Annotated in this window: 14 protein-coding genes; 10 read left to right on the top strand and 4 right to left on the bottom strand. The window is 72.2% G+C overall.

The window, feature by feature from the left end:
• Positions 1-69 precede the first annotated feature (69 nt).
• The 3 genes from NH2_RS15625 to NH2_RS15615 all read left to right on the top strand — a co-directional run bounded on the left by NH2_RS15625 (position 70) and on the right by NH2_RS15615 (position 4,980).
• Positions 70-1,527 carry a hypothetical protein gene (locus NH2_RS15625; RefSeq protein WP_067654131.1) on the top strand — a complete coding sequence of 486 codons (1,458 nt, stop codon included), beginning with the start codon at positions 70-72 and terminating at the stop codon, positions 1,525-1,527.
• 76 nt (positions 1,528-1,603) lie between these two features.
• Complete coding sequence (locus tag NH2_RS15620; protein WP_067654129.1) at positions 1,604-3,466, top strand: dynamin family protein; 1,863 nt, start codon at positions 1,604-1,606, stop codon at positions 3,464-3,466.
• Positions 3,463-4,980 (top strand): dynamin family protein, encoded by a 1,518-nt coding sequence (locus tag NH2_RS15615; protein ID WP_067654127.1) that lies wholly within the window; start codon positions 3,463-3,465, stop codon positions 4,978-4,980. Before NH2_RS15620 ends, NH2_RS15615 begins: the two co-directional genes overlap by 4 nt.
• Here the strand turns inward: NH2_RS15615 and NH2_RS15610 are convergent.
• Both NH2_RS15610 and NH2_RS15605 read right to left on the bottom strand, forming a co-directional pair.
• A complete protein-coding gene (locus NH2_RS15610) occupies positions 4,977-5,423 on the bottom strand; it encodes an SRPBCC family protein (protein WP_067654125.1) in 447 nt (148 codons plus the stop codon). The genes NH2_RS15615 and NH2_RS15610 overlap by 4 nt on opposite strands.
• A gap of 86 nt (positions 5,424-5,509) precedes the next feature.
• Positions 5,510-6,142 (bottom strand): maleylpyruvate isomerase family mycothiol-dependent enzyme, encoded by a 633-nt coding sequence (locus NH2_RS15605; protein ID WP_067654123.1) that lies wholly within the window; start codon positions 6,140-6,142, stop codon positions 5,510-5,512.
• Positions 6,143-6,243: 101 nt separating this feature from the next.
• Between NH2_RS15605 and NH2_RS15600 the strand changes: the two genes are divergently transcribed.
• The 6 genes from NH2_RS15600 to NH2_RS15575 all read left to right on the top strand — a co-directional run bounded on the left by NH2_RS15600 (position 6,244) and on the right by NH2_RS15575 (position 12,638).
• Entirely contained in the window at positions 6,244-6,879 is a 636-nt protein-coding gene (locus tag NH2_RS15600; RefSeq protein WP_067654121.1) for an HhH-GDP family DNA glycosylase, read from the top strand.
• A 148-nt stretch (positions 6,880-7,027) separates the two neighbouring features.
• The gene (gene dnaK / locus NH2_RS15595) at positions 7,028-8,875 is read left to right on the top strand and encodes a molecular chaperone DnaK (protein ID WP_067654119.1); all 1,848 of its coding nucleotides are present in this window, start codon (positions 7,028-7,030) and stop codon (positions 8,873-8,875) included.
• A complete protein-coding gene (gene grpE / locus NH2_RS15590) occupies positions 8,872-9,552 on the top strand; it encodes a nucleotide exchange factor GrpE (protein WP_067654117.1) in 681 nt (226 codons plus the stop codon). The genes dnaK and grpE overlap by 4 nt, the downstream gene beginning before the upstream one ends.
• Positions 9,553-9,576: 24 nt before the next feature.
• The gene (dnaJ, locus tag NH2_RS15585) at positions 9,577-10,749 is read left to right on the top strand and encodes a molecular chaperone DnaJ (RefSeq protein WP_067654116.1); all 1,173 of its coding nucleotides are present in this window, start codon (positions 9,577-9,579) and stop codon (positions 10,747-10,749) included.
• A complete protein-coding gene (locus NH2_RS15580; RefSeq protein ID WP_067654114.1) occupies positions 10,749-11,153 on the top strand; it encodes a heat shock protein transcriptional repressor HspR in 405 nt (134 codons plus the stop codon). Before dnaJ ends, NH2_RS15580 begins: the two co-directional genes overlap by 1 nt.
• A 315-nt stretch (positions 11,154-11,468) precedes the next feature.
• Positions 11,469-12,638: a globin domain-containing protein gene (locus NH2_RS15575; RefSeq protein ID WP_067654112.1), complete on the top strand. Its 1,170-nt coding sequence runs from the start codon at positions 11,469-11,471 to the stop codon at positions 12,636-12,638.
• Between the two features lie 4 nt (positions 12,639-12,642).
• Here NH2_RS15575 and NH2_RS15570 read toward each other — a convergent pair whose 3' ends face one another.
• A complete protein-coding gene (locus NH2_RS15570; RefSeq protein WP_067654110.1) occupies positions 12,643-13,434 on the bottom strand; it encodes an FAD-binding oxidoreductase in 792 nt (263 codons plus the stop codon).
• A 12-nt stretch (positions 13,435-13,446) separates the two neighbouring features.
• Positions 13,447-14,607: an FAD-binding oxidoreductase gene (locus tag NH2_RS15565; protein WP_067654108.1), complete on the bottom strand. Its 1,161-nt coding sequence runs from the start codon at positions 14,605-14,607 to the stop codon at positions 13,447-13,449.
• 204 nt (positions 14,608-14,811) lie between these two features.
• On the opposite strand from NH2_RS15565, the gene clpB reads away from it, so the two are divergent.
• The gene (clpB, locus tag NH2_RS15560; RefSeq protein WP_067654201.1) at positions 14,812-17,364 is read left to right on the top strand and encodes an ATP-dependent chaperone ClpB; all 2,553 of its coding nucleotides are present in this window, start codon (positions 14,812-14,814) and stop codon (positions 17,362-17,364) included.
• Positions 17,365-17,396 lie beyond the last annotated feature (32 nt).

The raw sequence follows: 17,396 nt of genomic DNA, 5'->3' as shown, positions 1-17,396 counted from the left end.
GGGGTGGGTGGCACCGTTGATGGTGCTGTCGATGCCGCGGCCGGTCTGGGTGGTGCCCTCGACGGGGTCGTGGATGCTGCTGCCGGTGTCGGCGCGGGTCTCGGTGGCGCGCTGAACGGCGCGGTCGACGGGGCTGCCGGTGTCGGCGCGGGAGTCGGCGGGGCCCTCGACGGGACGGTCTACGCGGCCGCGGGTGTCGGCGCCGGTCTGGGCGCGGGTGTCGATGGCGCCCTCGACGGCGCGGTGGAGGCGACGACCGGTCTCGGTGCGGGTGTCGGCGGTGCTCTCGACGGCGCTCTGGACTCAGCCGCCGACCTCGAAGCCGGCCTCGGCGGTACGGTCGATGCCGCTGCCGGTCTGGGCGCGGGAGTCGGCGGGGCCCTCGACGGGACGGTCGACGCGGCCGCCGGTCTCGGCGCGGGGGTGGGCGGCGTGGCCGACGCGGCCGCCGATCTCGGCGCGGGTCTCGGCGGCGCTGTCGATGCGACGACGAACCTCGGCGGGACGCTGGACGGCGCCCTGAACTCCGCCACCGGCTTCGGCGGCGACCTGAGCGCCGGCCTGGACGGCGCCCTGAACGCGGGCGCGCAGGCGGGCGCGGGCCTGGAGACCGGCCTCGCCAGCACCGTCGGCGGCGTCCTCGCCGCGGGCGGCGAGACCGCGGCCGGTCTCGAAACCGGACTCTCCGACGTCACCGGCGGCGTCGTCACCGGCCTCGACGGCGCGCTCGACGGAGCCGCCGGCCTCGGCGGCGACCTCGAGACCGGCCTCGGCGGTGCGGTGGACGGCGCAGCGGGCCTCGGCGGCCAGCTGACCGGCGACCTGGAGACCGGCCTCGGCGGTGCCGTCGACGGTGCAGCCGGCCTGGGCGGCCAGGTGGCCGCGGGTGTCGGCGGCGCGGTGGATGGAACCGCGGGCCTCGGCGGCCAGCTCGCCGCGGGTCTGGAATCCGGCCTGGGCGGTGCGGTGGACGGGACCGCGGGTCTCGGCGGCCAGCTCGCCGCAGGGCTGGAGTCCGGCCTGGGTGGCGCCGTGGACGGCACGGCCGGCCTGGGCGGCCAGCTCGCGGGCGGCTTGGAGTCCGGCCTGGGCGGTGCGGTGGACGGCACGGCGGGTCTCGGCGGCCAGCTGACCACCGGCCTCGAGTCCACCCTCGGCAGCACCGTCGATGGAACCGCCGACCTGGGCGGCCAGCTCACCTCGGGCCTGGAAACCGACCTCGGCGGCACAGCAACCGGCGCCATCGGCGGAACCGCAGCGGGCAGCGCCTCGGGCGCCATCGGCGGCGCCGCGAACTCCGGCGCCGAACTGGGCGGCTCGCTCTCCGGCGCCGCCTCGTCGGCGAACAGCGCCTGGCACTCGGTCGACGTCTCCAGCGCCTTCGGCGACACCTCGTTCTCCGGCGGCGGCACCGGCGGCGCGACGGGGTCGAGCTCGGTGACCGGCGAGAGCTCGCTGTTCGGCAGCTCGCAGAGCGGCAGCGACGCGCACCTCGCCACGGACACGGATGACGGCCTGTTCAACTGATCGAGGCCATGATCCACAGGCTGCCCGTCCCACGGCGAGGGACGGGCAGCCTTTCCGCGCGACGAAAGGCGAGCCGATGACCGCACCGACGCCGAACGCCCCCGCCCTCCCGCTGCTCCCGGTACTCACCGAGACCATCGCGGCGGCTCGCGCCGCGGGCCGCGCCGACCTGGTGGACCGGTTGCAGGCGGCCGCCGAGCGGGTACGCGACCCGCGCCGCCGGATCGTGATCGCGGGCCAGCTCGGCCAGGGCAAGAGCCGATTCGTGAACGCCCTGCTGAACGTCGAGCTCTGCCCGGTCGGCGACGGCGGCGGCACTAATCTGCCGATGCTGCTCGCGCACGGTCAGGAGCAGAGCGTCGCGCTGGTGCTGGCGGGCACCGAGGCCGGGTCGCCGGAGCTGCGGGTCCCGATCCCGCCGGACGCCGTCGCAGGCATCGACGCGCGCACCCCGCTGGCCGAGGGCCGCCGGGTGCTGCGGCTGGAGCAGCACGCCCCGAACCCGCTGCTCGCCGATGGCATCGTGCTGGTCGACACCCCCGGCGTCGGCGGCTCCGGCCCCGGCGCGGCGACGGTGCTCGGCATGGTGCCGACCGCGGACGCGGTACTCGTCCTCTCCGACGCCTCCACCGAGCTCACCGAGCCCGAACTCACCTTCCTGCGCCAGGTGCGCGAGCTGTGCCCCACGGTCGCGCTGCTGCTCACCAAGACCGACCTGTACCCGCACTGGCGCCGGGTGCACGAGGCCGACGCCGGCCATCTGGACAGGGCGCAGCTCGACCTCCCGATCATCGCGGTCTCCGCCCTGCTCCGCGAGCACGCCATGCGCACTCAGGATCGCCAGCTCGGCCTGGAGTCCGGCTTCGGCGAGCTCTACCAGTTCCTGCGCGACGAGGTGGTGGCCCGCGATCAGGCCGCCGTGCGCGCCGGGGTGGCCCGCGATATCGCCGCCGCCGCCGAACATCTCGCGCTCGCGCTCGGCAGCGAACTCGTCGCCCTGCGCGACCCGGACAAGGGCGCCGCCGCGTTACAGGAGCTGCGCACCGCCAAGGCCGCCGCCGAGGAGCTGCACCGCCGCACCGCGGCCTGGCAGCAGACGCTCGGCGACGGCATCACCGACCTGGCCGGCGACACCGATCACGACCTGCGCGAACGGCTGCGCGCGATCGCCCGCGAGGGCGAGGAGTGGATCGACGACCACGACCCGGGCAGGCACTGGGAGCGGATCGCGGAGTGGCTGGGGCTGAGCGTGGACAGCGCGCTCGGCGACAACCTGCTCTTCACCCACGAGCGCGCGGCCCGGCTGGCCGAGCGGGTGGCCGAGCACTTCGCCGAGCTGGGCGCGGTCGAGCTGCCCGACGTGCGCGGCGCGCTCGAATCCGGCGACAGCCGAGTGGGTTCCGGCACCCTGGCCGACCTGGAGTCCGACATCGGCTTCGGCAGCAAGCTGCTGGTCGGCATGCGCGGCTCCTACGGCGGCGTGCTGATGGTGGGGCTGGCGAGCACCTTCGCCGGGCTGGCGATGCTGAACCCGATCTCGCTCGGCGCCGGTGTGCTGGTCGGCGGCAAGGCCTTCCGGGACGACAAGCAGGCCAGGCTGGCGCGCCGCCGCAGCGAGGCGAAGACGGCGGTGCGCCGCTTCGTCGACGATGTCGCCTTCCAGGCGGGCAAGGAATCCAAGGACCGGCTGCACCGCATCCACCGCGCGCTGCGCGACCACTACACGGGCGTCGCCGAGCGCGCGCTGCGCTCGCTGGAGGACTCGCTGCGCGCCACCCAGGACGCCGCGGGCGTGGAGTCCACCCGCCGCGCCGAGCGCTGCGCGGAGCTGGAGCGGCAGCTGCGGGTGGTCGCCGAACTGCGCCGCCACGCCACCGCCATGGCACCCGCCGACACCACGGCAATTGCCGGGCAATCCGCCGGTACGGTAACCGGATGACCTCCGGAACCACCCGTGGCGCCGCCGGGCTCGTGCCCGAGGCGCAGGCGCTGATCGAGACCGCGCGCCGCGCCTTCGCCAGGGACGCGCGGCCGCGTGCGCTGCTCGGCGACTGCGCGGGCCGGCTGGAGCAGCCGCTGCGGGTCGCGCTCGCCGGCTCGATCAAGGCGGGCAAGTCGACGCTGCTGAACGCGCTTGTCGGGCAGGACATCGCGCCCACCGACGCCACCGAGTGCACCCGGGTGGTCACCTGGTACCGCAATGGCCCGACGCCGAGCGTCACCGCGCTCGCGCCGGACGGCGACCGCGCCAACGTGGTGGTGCGCCGGGCGGGCGGCGCGCACGGCCTCACTTTCGACCTGGACGGCCTGCGCTGGCAGAGCGGCCATCCGCGGGAGATCGATCACCTCGAGGTGGAGTGGCCCGCCGCGCCGCTGGCCGCCACCACGATCATCGATACCCCCGGCACCTCCTCGCTCTCCCGCGAGGTCTCCCGGCGCACCGCGCGGCTGCTCACCCCGGAGGACGACGCGGCCGTCGCGCTGCCCGGCGCCGATGCCGTGGTCTACCTGCTGCGCAGGCTGGACGATGCCGACGTGCGCTTCCTGGAGCGGGTCGGCGCGGGCACCGCGGGCGGTTCCGGCCCGCTCGGCGTGATCGGCGTGGTCTCCAGGGCGGACGAGATCGGCGCGGGCGCGCTGGACGCGCTGCACTCGGCGCGCGATGTCGCCGCCCGCTTCGCCGGCGAGCTGGAGCGAACCGGGCTGTGCCAGGCCGTGATCCCGGTGGCGGGGCTGCTCGCCTTCGCCGCCGCCACACTGCGCCAGCAGGAGTACGCCGCCTTCGAGGCGCTGGCCGCGGTGCCTGCCGCGGAGCTGGGCGCCGCGCTGCTCTCCGCCGACCGATTCGCCCGCCCCGACATTCCGCTTCCGGTCCCGCCGGAGCTGCGCTTCCAGATCGCGGAGCGGTTCGGGCTCTTCGGCATCCGGATGGCGGTGACGCTGATCCGGCTCGGGATCAGGGACTCCGCCGCGCTCGCCGCCGAGCTCACCGCGCGCAGCGGCGTGGACGAGCTGCGCGGCGTGCTCGACACCCAGTTCGGCCAGCGCGCCGACCAGCTCAAGGCGCACTCGGCGCTGACCGCGCTGGACCGGGTGCTGCGCGGCTACCCGGGCACCGAGGCCGACCGGCTGCTGCCCCGGGTCCGCACCCTGCTCGCCGACGTGCACGGCTTCGCCGAGCTCCGCCTGCTCGGCCGGCTGCGCACCGACGAACTCCCGCTCCCCGCCGCCGATCTCGCCGAGCTGCACCGGCTGGTCGGCGGCGCGGGCATCGCACCGCACCTGCGGCTCGGGCTGCCGCCCGACGCCGCGCCGAGCGCGCTGCGCGCCGCCGCGCTCGACGCCGTCCGCAAGTGGCGCTCCCGGGCCAAGCACCCGCTCGCCGACCAGGCCACCAGCACCGCCTGCCTGACCGCCGCCCGCAGCGCCGAGGGCGCGCTCAGCCAGCTCTAGCCGAGGTCGTCCAGGAGCGCTGCCAGCCTGCTCAGCCCGGAGCGCCAGCCGCGCTCCATGGCATTGCGGGCCATCTTCTGCCGCCGGTCGGCGATGTCGAAACCGGTCTGCGTGAGCAGCAGCCGCGACCCGCGGCCCTGCGGCCGCACGGTGAGGTCGAGCGGCCAGCGCGCGGGCTCGGGCGCCCGCACGTCGACCCAGGCCAGGGTGAGCTGCTCGGGGGCGCGGGCGGTGAGCACCTCGCAGGCGATCTCCCCGGGCGAACTGGCCGGAAGGGTGAACAGGAAGTGCGTGCCCGGCGTCGCCGCGAACCCCACCGACGGCATGAGCCAGCGCTCCAGCAGCGCCGGTTCGGTGAGCGCCCGCCAGACCACCTCCGGCGATCGCGGCAGGAAGGTGCCGATCTCGACGGCGGCGGGATCGAGTCCGGCGTCCGAGGTCATCGGCGCACCCCCGCCCGGAAACCGTTCATGATCACCAGCTTTGCACGCGGCCCCGCCCGGCGCACGGATTGCGGACCGCGGCGGTGCTACAGCGCCGCCGCCACCCGCTGCACCCCCGACCCGGTCATCGCGACCAGCCCGGCCGGCCGCCCGCTGGCGACCAGCAAGAGGTCACAGGCGGTGCCGCGGAGCTCGTCCGGCCCGTCGCCGCCGGCCCAGTCGCAATCGGTGGCGATCAGCCGGATGCCGCGCAGCCGCTTGCGGGCGCCCCAGAACACGCTGCTCCGCACGTGGTCGAGCGCGGCGAGGGTGGGCGCGAGCGGCACCGCGTGCGCGCGGCCGAGCGGGCGGGCGATGTCCTGGCTGTGCACCAGGAAGTCGGCCAGCGGGTCGAGCGGCCCCGCGCCGGGGGCGCGGCGTGCGGAGGCGGCGTCCGCCCGCAGCTGCGCGACGAGCTCGGCGGGGGTGAAGAGCGCCGCCCGCTCCTTCGCCTGCGCCTCGGTCATCCGGTCGAAGTCGAAGCGGGCCCGCACGGCGGCTCGCAGCGCGCCGCGCAGCGTGTCCCTGGTGGAGAGCGTCAGGTGCGCCGCCAGCTCGTGCATGGTCCACGCCGGGCACAGCGACGGCACCTGCCACTCGGCGGGCTCCAGCGTCGCCAGCAGCCCGGCCACCGCGAGCCGCACCTCCTCGGTCCACCCCATGATCTCGGCGCGCTCCATCCGATCCTCCTCGTCGTCTCGGCAGTGCCGACGCCGCGGCCCGCCGAAATTGATCGGTCCGCGACCGGGTACGCCCCCGGTGACCCGAGAGGAGGGCGACCATGAGCCGACAAGACGTCGTGCAGACGCTGCTGACGAAGACGGACGGCACCTTCGCCGCAGAGGCCGGGATCACGCTCGACAACAAACCCGCGCCGCTGTTCCGCCTGCTGATGCTGACCGACCTGCTGAGCGCGCCGATCTCCGCCGACCTCGCCATCGGCGCAGGGCGCGAACTGGTGCGCAGCGGCTTCGGCACGCCGCGAAAGGTGGCCGACGCCGGGTGGCAGGAGCTGGTCGACGCGCTCGGCCGCGGCCACTACCGCCGCTACGACGAGAGCACCGCCAGCAGGCTCGGCGAGAACGCGCACGCCGTGCTCGACCGCTACCACGGCGACCTGCGCGAACTCGCCGAGCGGGCGGACGGCGACCGCGAGCGCGCGGCCGAGCTGATCCAGGAGTTCAAAGGCATCGGCCCGACCGGCGCCGCCATCTTCCTGCGCGAGGCACAGGACATCTGGCCGTGGATCGGCCCCTACTTCGACGAGCGCGCGAGACAGGGCGCCGCAGCCATCGGCCTGCCCGAGGACGAAAAGGAACTGGGGAAACTCGCCCCGCGCGGCACGCGGGCCGAACTGGCCGCCGCCCTGGTCCGGGTCACCCTGGACGACCAGCTCGCCGCCGCGGTCCGGGAATAGATCGCGCGCGCCCCCGGTTGAGCCCTTTCGACAGAGTTGAGTGCGGCAAGCTCAAGTTTCGGTTGACGCCCGTCGGAGATGGGTGCAGGATTGAGCCGACCACGCTCAGCGTTACTCAGCTTGGCACGTCAACAAGGAGGAACCAACCATGGCTCGTGCGGTCGGAATCGACCTCGGGACCACGAACTCGGTCGTCGCCGTTCTCGAAGGCGGCGAGCCGGTCGTCGTCGCGAACTCGGAGGGATCGCGGACCACCCCGTCGATCGTCGCGTTCGCGAAGAACGGTGAGGTGCTGGTGGGCCAGCCCGCCAAGAACCAGGCCGTCACCAACGTCGACCGCACCATCCGTTCCGTCAAGCGCCACATCGGGACCGACTGGAACGTCGAGATCGACGGCAAGAAGTACACCCCGCAGGAGATCAGCGCGCGCACGCTGATGAAGCTGAAGCGCGACGCCGAGGCCTACCTGGGCGAGGAGATCGCGGACGCGGTCATCACCGTCCCCGCGTACTTCGAGGACGCCCAGCGCCAGGCCACCAAGGAAGCCGGCCAGATCGCCGGGCTGAACGTGCTGCGCATCGTCAACGAGCCCACCGCGGCCGCGCTCGCCTACGGCCTGGACAAGGGCGAGACCGAGCAGACCATCCTGGTCTTCGACCTCGGCGGCGGCACCTTCGACGTCTCGCTGCTGGAGATCGGCGAGGGCGTCGTCGAGGTGCGCGCCACCTCCGGCGACAACCACCTCGGTGGTGACGACTGGGATCAGCGCGTCGTGGATTGGCTGGTCGAGAAGTTCAAGAGCAGCGCGGGCATCGACCTGACCAAGGACAAGATGGCCATGCAGCGGCTGCGCGAGGCCGCGGAGAAGGCGAAGATCGAGCTCAGCTCCTCGCAGAGCACCTCGATCAACCTGCCGTACATCACGGTCGACGCGGACAAGAACCCGCTCTTCCTGGACGAGCAGCTGAGCCGCGCCGAGTTCCAGCGGATCACCAGCGATCTGCTCGATCGCACCCGCGCGCCGTTCCAGCAGGTCGTGAAGGACGCCGGGGTCAAGGTCGCCGATATCGACCACGTGGTGCTGGTCGGCGGCTCCACCCGGATGCCCGCGGTCACCGATCTGGTCCGCGAGCTCACCGGCGGCAAGGAGCCCAACAAGGGCGTGAACCCGGACGAGGTCGTCGCCGTCGGCGCCGCGCTGCAGGCGGGCGTGCTCAAGGGCGAGGTCAAGGACGTCCTGCTGCTCGATGTCACCCCGCTCTCGCTCGGCATCGAGACCAAGGGCGGCGTGATGACCAAGCTCATCGAGCGCAACACCACCATCCCGACCAAGCGCTCGGAGACCTTCACCACCGCCGACGACAACCAGCCGTCGGTGCAGATCCAGGTGTTCCAGGGCGAGCGCGAGATCGCCTCGCACAACAAGCTGCTCGGCTCCTTCGAGCTGACCGGTATTCCCCCGGCCCCGCGCGGCGTGCCGCAGATCGAGGTGACCTTCGACATCGATGCCAACGGCATCGTGCACGTCACCGCGAAGGACAAGGGCACCGGCAAGGAGAACACGATCAAGATCCAGGACGGCTCCGGCCTGTCCAAGGAGGAGATCGACCGGATGGTGAAGGACGCCGAGGCGCACGCCGCCGAGGACAAGCAGCGGCGCGAGGAGGCGGAGACCCGCAACCAGGCCGAGTCGCTGGTGCACCAGACCCAGAAGTTCATCGCGGACAACGAGGACAAGGTGCCCGCGGACGTCAAGTCCAAGGTCGAGGCGGCCATCGCCGAGGCGAACGAGGCGCTGAAGGGCGCCGACATCGCCGCCGTCAAGGCCGCGGTGGAGAAGCTCGCCACCGAGTCGCAGGCGCTGGGCCAGGCGATCTACGAGTCCGCGGCCGCCGAGGGCGCGGCCGCTGACGGCCAGCCCCAGCAGGGTCAGGCCGACGACCAGGTGGTCGACGCCGAGGTCGTGGACGAGCCGGTCGACACGGAGAAGAAGTGAGCTCGGAGCAGCAGGAGCCGGTCACCTTCGTCGACAAGCGCAAGATCGATCCGGAGTCCGGTGAGGTGCGGGAGCCCGACAAGGCTCCCGAGCCGGGCACCGAGAACGGCGGCGAGACGAACGGCAACGGCGCCGAACCCGCGGCGGCGGCCCCCGCCGCGGGCAAGGAGGCCGAGCTGACCGCCGACCTGCAGCGGCTCACCGCCGAGTACGCCAACTACCGGCGCCGGGTCGAGCGCGACCGCAAGGCCGCGACCGATTCGGCCAAGGCCGCCGTCGTCACCGAGCTGCTCGGCGTGCTGGACGACCTGGACCGGGCGCGCGCGCACGGCGACCTGGAGTCCGGCCCGCTGAAGTCGGTCGCCGACAAGCTCGCCGAGGCCCTGCGCAAGCAGGGGCTCGAGGAGTTCGGCGCGGCGGGCGAGCCCTTCGACCCCACCCTGCACGAGGCCGTGCAGCACGAGGGCGACGGCGCCGACCCGGTGCTCGGCCTCGTCATGCGCAAGGGCTACCGCTTCGGGGAGCGGGTGCTGCGGCACGCGCTCGTCGGAGTCACCGACGCGGTGCCGGGAGAGACGGCAGAATCGGGTGAGCAGACCGGTGATTCAGCGGAATCCGCGACCGGCGAGGACGCAACGGCATCGGAAGCAACTGATGCCGAGACGACCGGACGATAGAGACGCGAGAGGAGGAGATGCTCGGTGAGCCAGCGGGAGTGGATCGAAAAGGACTTCTACAAGGAGCTGGGTGTCTCCGCCGACGCCTCGCAGGACGAGATCAAGAAGGCCTACCGCAAGCTGGCCAGGGATAATCATCCCGACGCCAGGCCCGGCGACAACCGGGCCGAGGAGCGGTTCAAGGCGGTCAGCGAAGCGCACGCCGTGCTCTCCGATCCGGCCAAGCGCCGGGAGTACGACGAGACACGGAAGCTGTTCGCGGGCGGCGGTTTCGGCCGCGGGGGCGGCTTCCAGCCGGGCGCCGGTGGCGGGTTCTCCCAGAACTTCGACATCGGCGACATCTTCGGCACCGGCGCGGCCGGTGCGGGCGACGGCGGCCTCGGCGACCTGCTCGGCGGGCTCTTCAACCGCGGCGGCGGCCCGCGCGGCGCGGCGAGCAGGCCGCGCCGCGGCGCCGACGTCGAGACCGAGACCACCCTCGGCTTCCGCGAGGCGGCCCAGGGCGTCACGGTCCCGCTGCGGATGACCAGCCCGGCGCCGTGCACCACCTGCCACGGCAGCGGTGCCAAGCCGGGGACGAGCCCGCGTACCTGCCCGAACTGCAACGGCGCGGGCGTGGTCAGCCGGAACCAGGGCGCGTTCGGGTTCAGCGAACCCTGCGACGAGTGCCGTGGCACCGGCTCGCTGATCGACGATCCCTGCGTCGACTGCCGCGGCACCGGCGTGCAGAACCGGACCCGCACCATCACCGTGCGGATTCCGCCCGGCGTCGGTGACGGGCAGCGCATCCGGCTGGCCGGGCAGGGCGAGGCCGGGCTGCGCGGCGCGCCATCGGGCGACCTGTTCGTCACCGTGCACGTCAGCCAGGACAAGGTCTTCGGCCGCAATGGCGACGACCTGACCCTGGTGCTGCCGGTGAGCTACGCGGAGCTGGTGCTCGGCACCACGGTCTCGGTGCCGACGCTGGACGGCCGGGTCGGGGTGAAGGTGCCGCCGGGCACCGCCGACGGCCGGATCCTGCGGGTGCGCGGGCGCGGTGTGCCCAAGCGCAGCGGCGGCGCGGGTGACCTGCTCGTCACCGTGAAGGTCGCGGTGCCGCCGAAGCTGGACGACAATGCCGTCCAGGCGCTGCAGCGGTACCAGGAGGCGGAGAAGACCAGCGGCTTCGATCCCCGTGCAGGATGGGCAGGTGCGTGATGTCCGAGGATCCGAAGAAGGTGTCCAACGCGGCGCGGGCCGAGTTCTTCATGATCTCGGTCGCGGCCCAGCTGGCCGGTATGCATGCGCAGACCCTGCGCACGTACGACCGGCTCGGCCTGGTCACGCCGCAGCGGACCTCCGGCGGCGGCAGGCGCTACTCGGCCAGGGACGTCGAGCTGCTGCGCGAGGTGCAGCGGCTCTCCCAGGACGAGGGCGTCAACCTCGCCGGTATCAAACGGATCATCGAATTGACCAACCAGGTGGAGGAATTGCGCGAACAGCTCGCCGAGCTCGCGGCGGAGGTGGAACGCCTGCGGGCGGGCTACCGGCCGGATCTGGCGCCCCAGCAACGCAGTACCGCACTGGTGGTCTGGCAGCCGCGCAATAGACACGCGCGGTAGCACGGCGAATTCCGGAATTCGCCAGCAAATCAACAGCCCTCGACGGCGCACCCGCTCCCGGAGCGGAGCCCGTCGAGGGCTCTTGGCTTTTCGGCCCTATTAGACTGAAGTCCGACCGAATTTCCCTGCCAACACAAACTTCCGGTCGGTTTATTGCGCTTTTTGAACAGGCCACTCAGTATTTTATGAAATATGCGCGTGATATTCCAGCGCATCGCTCCCACGCTGGCAAACTTCCCCCTAGACTCGTTTCCATCGGCTGCCGACAAGTGTTCCCCGGTAGAGTTCGAGTTGCGAAATGGGGTTGTGACACAAATGGATTCGCGGACCGTCGCGCTGGTCAGGACGACGTTCAAGGCGGTGGCCGCGGAAGAGGGGGGCCGAGAGGCGCTCGCGCGGACTTTCTACGCGATCTTGTTCACCGATTATCCGCAGATCCGCGATTTCTTCCCGGCCGCCATGGATGCCCAGCGCGACCGCCTCGTCCAGGCCATCACCTATGCCCTCGACAAGCTGGACGAGCCGGAGAAGCTGCAGCCGTTCCTGGCCCAGCTCGGCCGGGACCATCGCAAGTACGGGGTCCGGCCGGAGCACTACATCGCCGTGGGCTGGTCCATGAAGAAGGCGCTGCGGCAGTACACCGGCACCGAGCTGTGGACCGACGAGGTCGAGCAGGCGTGGGACGCGGGGCTGGAGGCCATCGCGAACACCATGATCGGCGCGGCGGCCAAGGAGACGACGCCGTCGGCCTGGCGCGGGGTGGTGGTGGAGCGCCGCGAGGTGCTGCGCAACCTCGCCGTTGTCCGGGTGCAGCTGGACCAGCCGATGCAGTACGCGGCCGGGCAGTACCTGAGCGTGCAGATCCCCTCCCGGCCACGGATGTGGCGCTACCTCTCGCCCGCGGTGCCGCCGAATGCGAGCGGCGAGGTCGAGTTCCACGTGCGCGGGGTCTCCGGCGGCTGGGTCAGCCCGGCCATCGTGACCAATACCGCCGTCGGCGACCAGTGGCTGCTCGGCTCCCCGCTCGGCGGGCTCGGGCTGCCGCGCAACACCAAGCGCGCCATGCTCATGGTGGCCTGCGGCACCGGCCTTGCCCCGCTGCGCGCCCAGCTCATGGCCATGGCGCAGCGCCGGACCAACCCCAAGGTGCACCTCTTCACGGGCGGGCACCACCCGTGCGACCTCTACGACCTGGAGACGCTGAGCCAGCTCGCGGTGGCGAACAAGTGGCTCACCGTCACCCCGGTCGTCGAGAGCGACGAGAACCCCTGGTGGTACGAGGGGCCGACCGACCCGGAGCGCGACCTGCCGGGGCTGGAGCCGCGGCTCACCGGCCAGGTGGGCAAGGTGGTGGCGGCCTACACCCCGTGGACCGACCGGGACGTGCAGATCGCAGGCCCGCCCTCGATGGTGCAGACCAGCAAGTTCCGGCTGATGGCCGCGGGCACCCCGGCCGACCACATCCGGCACGACCCGCTCTTCTGAGCGGCTACAGCCCCTCGTACTGGATGCGCTCCACCGGCGTGCCGATATCGATGAGCTTCTCCACGGTGGCCCGCGTCATCCCGGGCGAGCCGCAGACCAGCACCTGGTGCCGGTCGAAGGCGCCGTGCGTGCCGATCACGTCGGCCAGCGTGCCGTGCAGCCGCTCCTCCGCCGGGAAGCCGATGTCCACCCGGGAGCGCTCGAACCACTCGTCCCGCCAGTTCGGGTCGTCCGGCCGCTCCACCACCGGGATCACGGTGAGCCAGGGCAGCTCGGTGGCGAGCAGGAAGAGCATGTCGTCGGCGTAGAGGTCACGCGGCGAGCGCCCGCCGGCGAAGAGGTAGGTGCGCGGCGGCTGCTCGGCCCTGGCCAGCTCGAGCAGCTGCGAGCGCATCGGCGCCAGCCCGGTGCCGCCCGCGATCATCACCACCTCGTCGCCTGCCGGGTCGACGGTGAAGCTTCCCATCGGTGCGCTGATCCGCCACTCGTCGCCGGGCTGGGTGTCGGCCACGATCGAGCCGCTCAGCCAGCCGCCCGGCACCGTGCGCACGTGGAATTCCAGCTTGCCGTCGAGCGAGGGCGGGAGCGCGGGCGAGTACCGCCTGCTCACCGTCGGCTGCTGCGGGACCCGCACCTGCACCGACTGCCCGGCCCGGAAGGGGACGAACTCGCCGATCAGCCGGATCACCGCGACGTCGTGCCGGAGCCGGTGGTGCCCGACCACGGTCGCCGACCATTCGCCGTCGCCCACCGCGCGCGGGTCGGGGCCGTCCAGCGGGCTCGGGTCGATGTCCATGTCTCTCTTCCGTTATCCGACGGGATCGCTCTGGATGATCGACTCCGGGGTGCCGACGGCCATCAGCGCGCGGCGGGTGTCGGCGATCATCCGGGCCGACCCGGCGATCTGGATCTGCCGGTCGGCCCACGCGCCGAAACTCGCCACGACGGCCCCGAGATTACCGATCAGCCGCCGGTGCATGCCGTACGGCTCCTCGCTCGGCGCGTGCGGATACCACCACGGATTGGTCTTCTGCTCGCAGACCGGGACGACGGTGAGCCACGGGTTGCTCTGCGAGAGCTGCCACATGTTCTCCACGTCGTAGAGGTCGCACGGGTAGCGGCCGCCGATGAAGAAGTGCACCCGCGGGTTCACCCCGCTGCGGCTCATCTCGATGAGCTGCGCGCGCAGCGGCGCGATCCCGGTGCCCGCGCCGATCAGCAGCACGTCGCGGCCGCTCTCCCGATCGATGTGCAGGTTGCCGAGCGGGCCGGCGATCTGCCAGCGGTCGCCGACCGCGGTCTCGTTCACCACCGCCGTGCTGACCCAGCCGCTCTGCACCTTGCGCACGTGGAACTCGATCTCGCCGTACGGGTTGGACGGGATGGCCGGGGAGAGGTAGCGCCACATCTTGGGCCGCTGCGGCAGCATCACCGGGACGTACTGCCCGGCAAGGTACGGGATCGGGCTGTCCGACTGCAGCCGCACGATGGCGAGGTCCTCCAGCACCCGCCGATGCCCGACCACGGTCGCCTCCCAGTACGGCTGGGACTTGTCCGAGTTCGCCCCGATCGCCATCGAGGCGGAGATCAGGATGGCCACGTCGGTCCAGCCCTCCTCCAGCCCGACGGTCCACTCCCGGCCGTGGTAGGTGCGCAGCGCGGCGAGCAGCGCGCGGCCCGCCAGGTCGTAGTGCGCGGCCTCGACGCCGTACTTCCGGTGGTCCCTCGCCAGCTGCTCCAGGAAGCCCTGGGCCCGATCCCAGTGCTCCAGGTTGTCCAGCACGAACTGCACGGCGGTGGTGACCCGCTTCGCCTGCATCTCCATCGTCGGCGGGAAGAGCTCCCGCAGGGCGGTGTTCTCCGCGAACAGGTGACCGTAGAACGCGCTGATCAACCGCTCGGCACCGTGCGGTGCGTCGAGCACTGCCCGGAAGTTGGCGCGGACCAGCGCAGCAGAACGCGCATCCACGACGTCGGGGGTCCTTTCTTCGAACTGTCTCGACAATGAGTATCCCCGAAAACCGGTCATCGGTGTGCCGGGCGGGCGGCGGCAGGCGGATGCGGCCACCGGGGGATGCGCGGAGCCGCGGAAAAATCTAGAGTTGAGCGGAACAGACTCAACCTTTTGCACGTTGAACGAAGCAACCTCAGAACTACAGCCAGGAAGGTGACCGTGGACTCGTTCAATCCCACCACCAAGACCCAGGCGGCGCTGACCGCGGCACTGCAGTCGGCATCCGCCGCGGGCAACCCGGAGATCCGTCCGGCGCATCTGCTGGTGGCGTTGCTCGACCAGACCGACGGGATCGCCGCCCCGCTGCTGCAGGCGGTCGGGGTGGACCCGGCCGGGGTGCGGCGCGAGGCGCAGCAGATCGTCGAGCGGCTGCCGCGCGCCACCGGCGCCACCACCGCGCCGCAGCTCGGGCGGGAGGCGCTCGCCGCCATCACCGCGGCGCAGCGGCTCGCCACCGAGCTCGGCGACGAGTACGTCTCCACCGAGCACGTGCTGGTCGGGCTGGCCTCCGGCGGTTCCGACGTGAGCACGCTGCTCACCGGCCGCGGCGCCACGCCGGAGGCGCTGCGCGAGGCCTTCACCGCGGTGCGGGGCAGTGCCCGCGTCACCAGCCCGGACCCGGAGGGCACCTACCAGGCCCTGGAGAAGTACTCCACCGATCTCACCGCGGCCGCCCGCTCCGGCAAGCTCGACCCGGTGATCGGCCGCGACACCGAGATCCGGCGCGTGGTGCAGGTGCTGAGCCGTCGCACCAAGAACAACCCGGTGCTGATCGGCGAGCCCGGCGTCGGCAAGACCGCCATCGTCGAGGGGCTGGCCCAGCGGATCATCGCCGGGGACGTCCCGGAGTCGCTGCGCGGCAAGTCGGTGGTCTCGCTCGACCTCGGCGCCATGGTCGCCGGCGCGAAGTACCGCGGCGAGTTCGAGGAGCGGCTCAAGGCCGTGCTGGAGGACATCAAGAACAGCGCGGGCCAGATCATCACCTTCATCGACGAGCTGCACACCATCGTCGGCGCGGGCGCCACCGGCGAGTCCGCCATGGACGCGGGCAACATGATCAAGCCCATGCTGGCCCGCGGCGAGCTGCGGCTGGTCGGCGCGACCACGCTGGAGGAGTACCGCAAGCACATCGAGAAGGACGCGGCGCTGGAGCGGCGCTTCCAGCAGGTGCTGGTCGGCGAGCCGTCGGTGGAGGACACCGTCGGCATCCTGCGCGGCATCAAGGAGCGGTACGAGGTGCACCACGGCGTCCGGATCACCGACTCCGCCCTGGTGGCGGCGGCGACGCTGAGCGACCGCTACATCACCTCGCGGTTCCTGCCGGACAAGGCGATCGACCTGGTCGACGAGTCGGCGTCGCGGCTGCGCATGGAGATCGACTCCCGCCCGGTGGAGATCGATGTGGTGGAGCGCGCGGTGCGGCGGCTGGAGATCGAGGAGGTCGCGCTCGGCAAGGAGACCGACGAGGCCTCCAAGCAGCGGCTGGAGAAGCTGCGCTCGGAGCTCGCCGACGACCGGGAGAAGCTGAACCAGCTCACCACCCGGTGGCAGAACGAGAAGAACGCCATCGACAAGGTGCGCACCCTGAAGGAGGAGCTGGAGTCGCTGCGCGGCGAGTCCGAGCGGGCCGAGCGCGACGGCGACCTGGGCAAGGCCGCCGAGCTGCGCTACGGCCGGATCCCGGCGCTGGAGAAGCAGCTGGCCGAGGCCGAGCAGACCTCGGCGGCGGGCACCGGCGAGCTCATGCTCAAGGAGGAGGTCGGCCCGGACGACATCGCCGAGGTGGTCTCCTCGTGGACCGGCATCCCGGTCGGCAAGATGCTGGAGGGCGAGACCCAGAAGCTGCTCCGGATGGAGGACGAGCTCGGCAGGCGGGTCGTCGGCCAGCTGGACGCGGTGCAGGCCGTCTCCGACGCGGTGCGCCGGGCGCGGGCAGGCGTCGCCGACCCGGACCGCCCGACCGGCTCGTTCCTCTTCGTCGGCCCCACCGGCGTCGGCAAGACCGAGCTCGCCAAGGCGCTCGCGGACTTCCTGTTCGACGACGAGCGGGCCATGATCCGCATCGACATGAGCGAGTACAGCGAGAAGCACGCGGTGGCCAGGCTGGTCGGCGCGCCGCCCGGCTACGTGGGGTACGACCAGGGCGGCCAGCTCACCGAGGCGGTGCGCAGGCGGCCGTACACGGTGGTGCTCTTCGACGAGATCGAGAAGGCGCACCCGGACGTCTTCGACATCCTGCTGCAGGTGCTGGACGAGGGCAGGCTCACCGACGGCCAGGGCCGCACGGTTGACTTCCGCAACACCATCCTCATCCTCACCTCCAACCTGGGGGCAGGCGGCGAGAAGGAATTCGTCATGAACGCGGTGCGCTCCGCGTTCAAGCCGGAGTTCCTGAACCGGCTCGACGACGTGGTCATGTTCCACGCCCTCGACGAGGAGCAGCTGGAGCACATCGTCGACATCCAGCTGGAGCAGCTGCAGAAGCGGCTGGCCCAGCGCAGGCTCACCCTGGAGGTCACCGATTCCGCCCGCTTCTGGCTGGCGGTGCGCGGCTACGACCCGGTCTACGGCGCGCGCCCGCTGCGGCGGCTGATCCAGCAGGCCATCGGCGACACGCTCGCCAAGGAGCTGCTGGCCGGTGAGGTCGGTGACGGCGACACCGTCAAGGTCTCGGTCAGCCCGGACGGCGACGGTTTGTTGGTCGGTCGCTGAGAACGCGGGAGGCGCGGTCACCCATACAGGTG

The sequence above is a fragment of the Nocardia harenae NBRC 108248 genome (assembly GCF_001612885.1).
GTDB lineage: Bacteria > Actinomycetota > Actinomycetes > Mycobacteriales > Mycobacteriaceae > Nocardia > Nocardia harenae.
The sequence above is the reverse complement of the archived record's forward strand: the minus strand, read 5'-3'. Positions and strand labels throughout refer to the sequence as shown.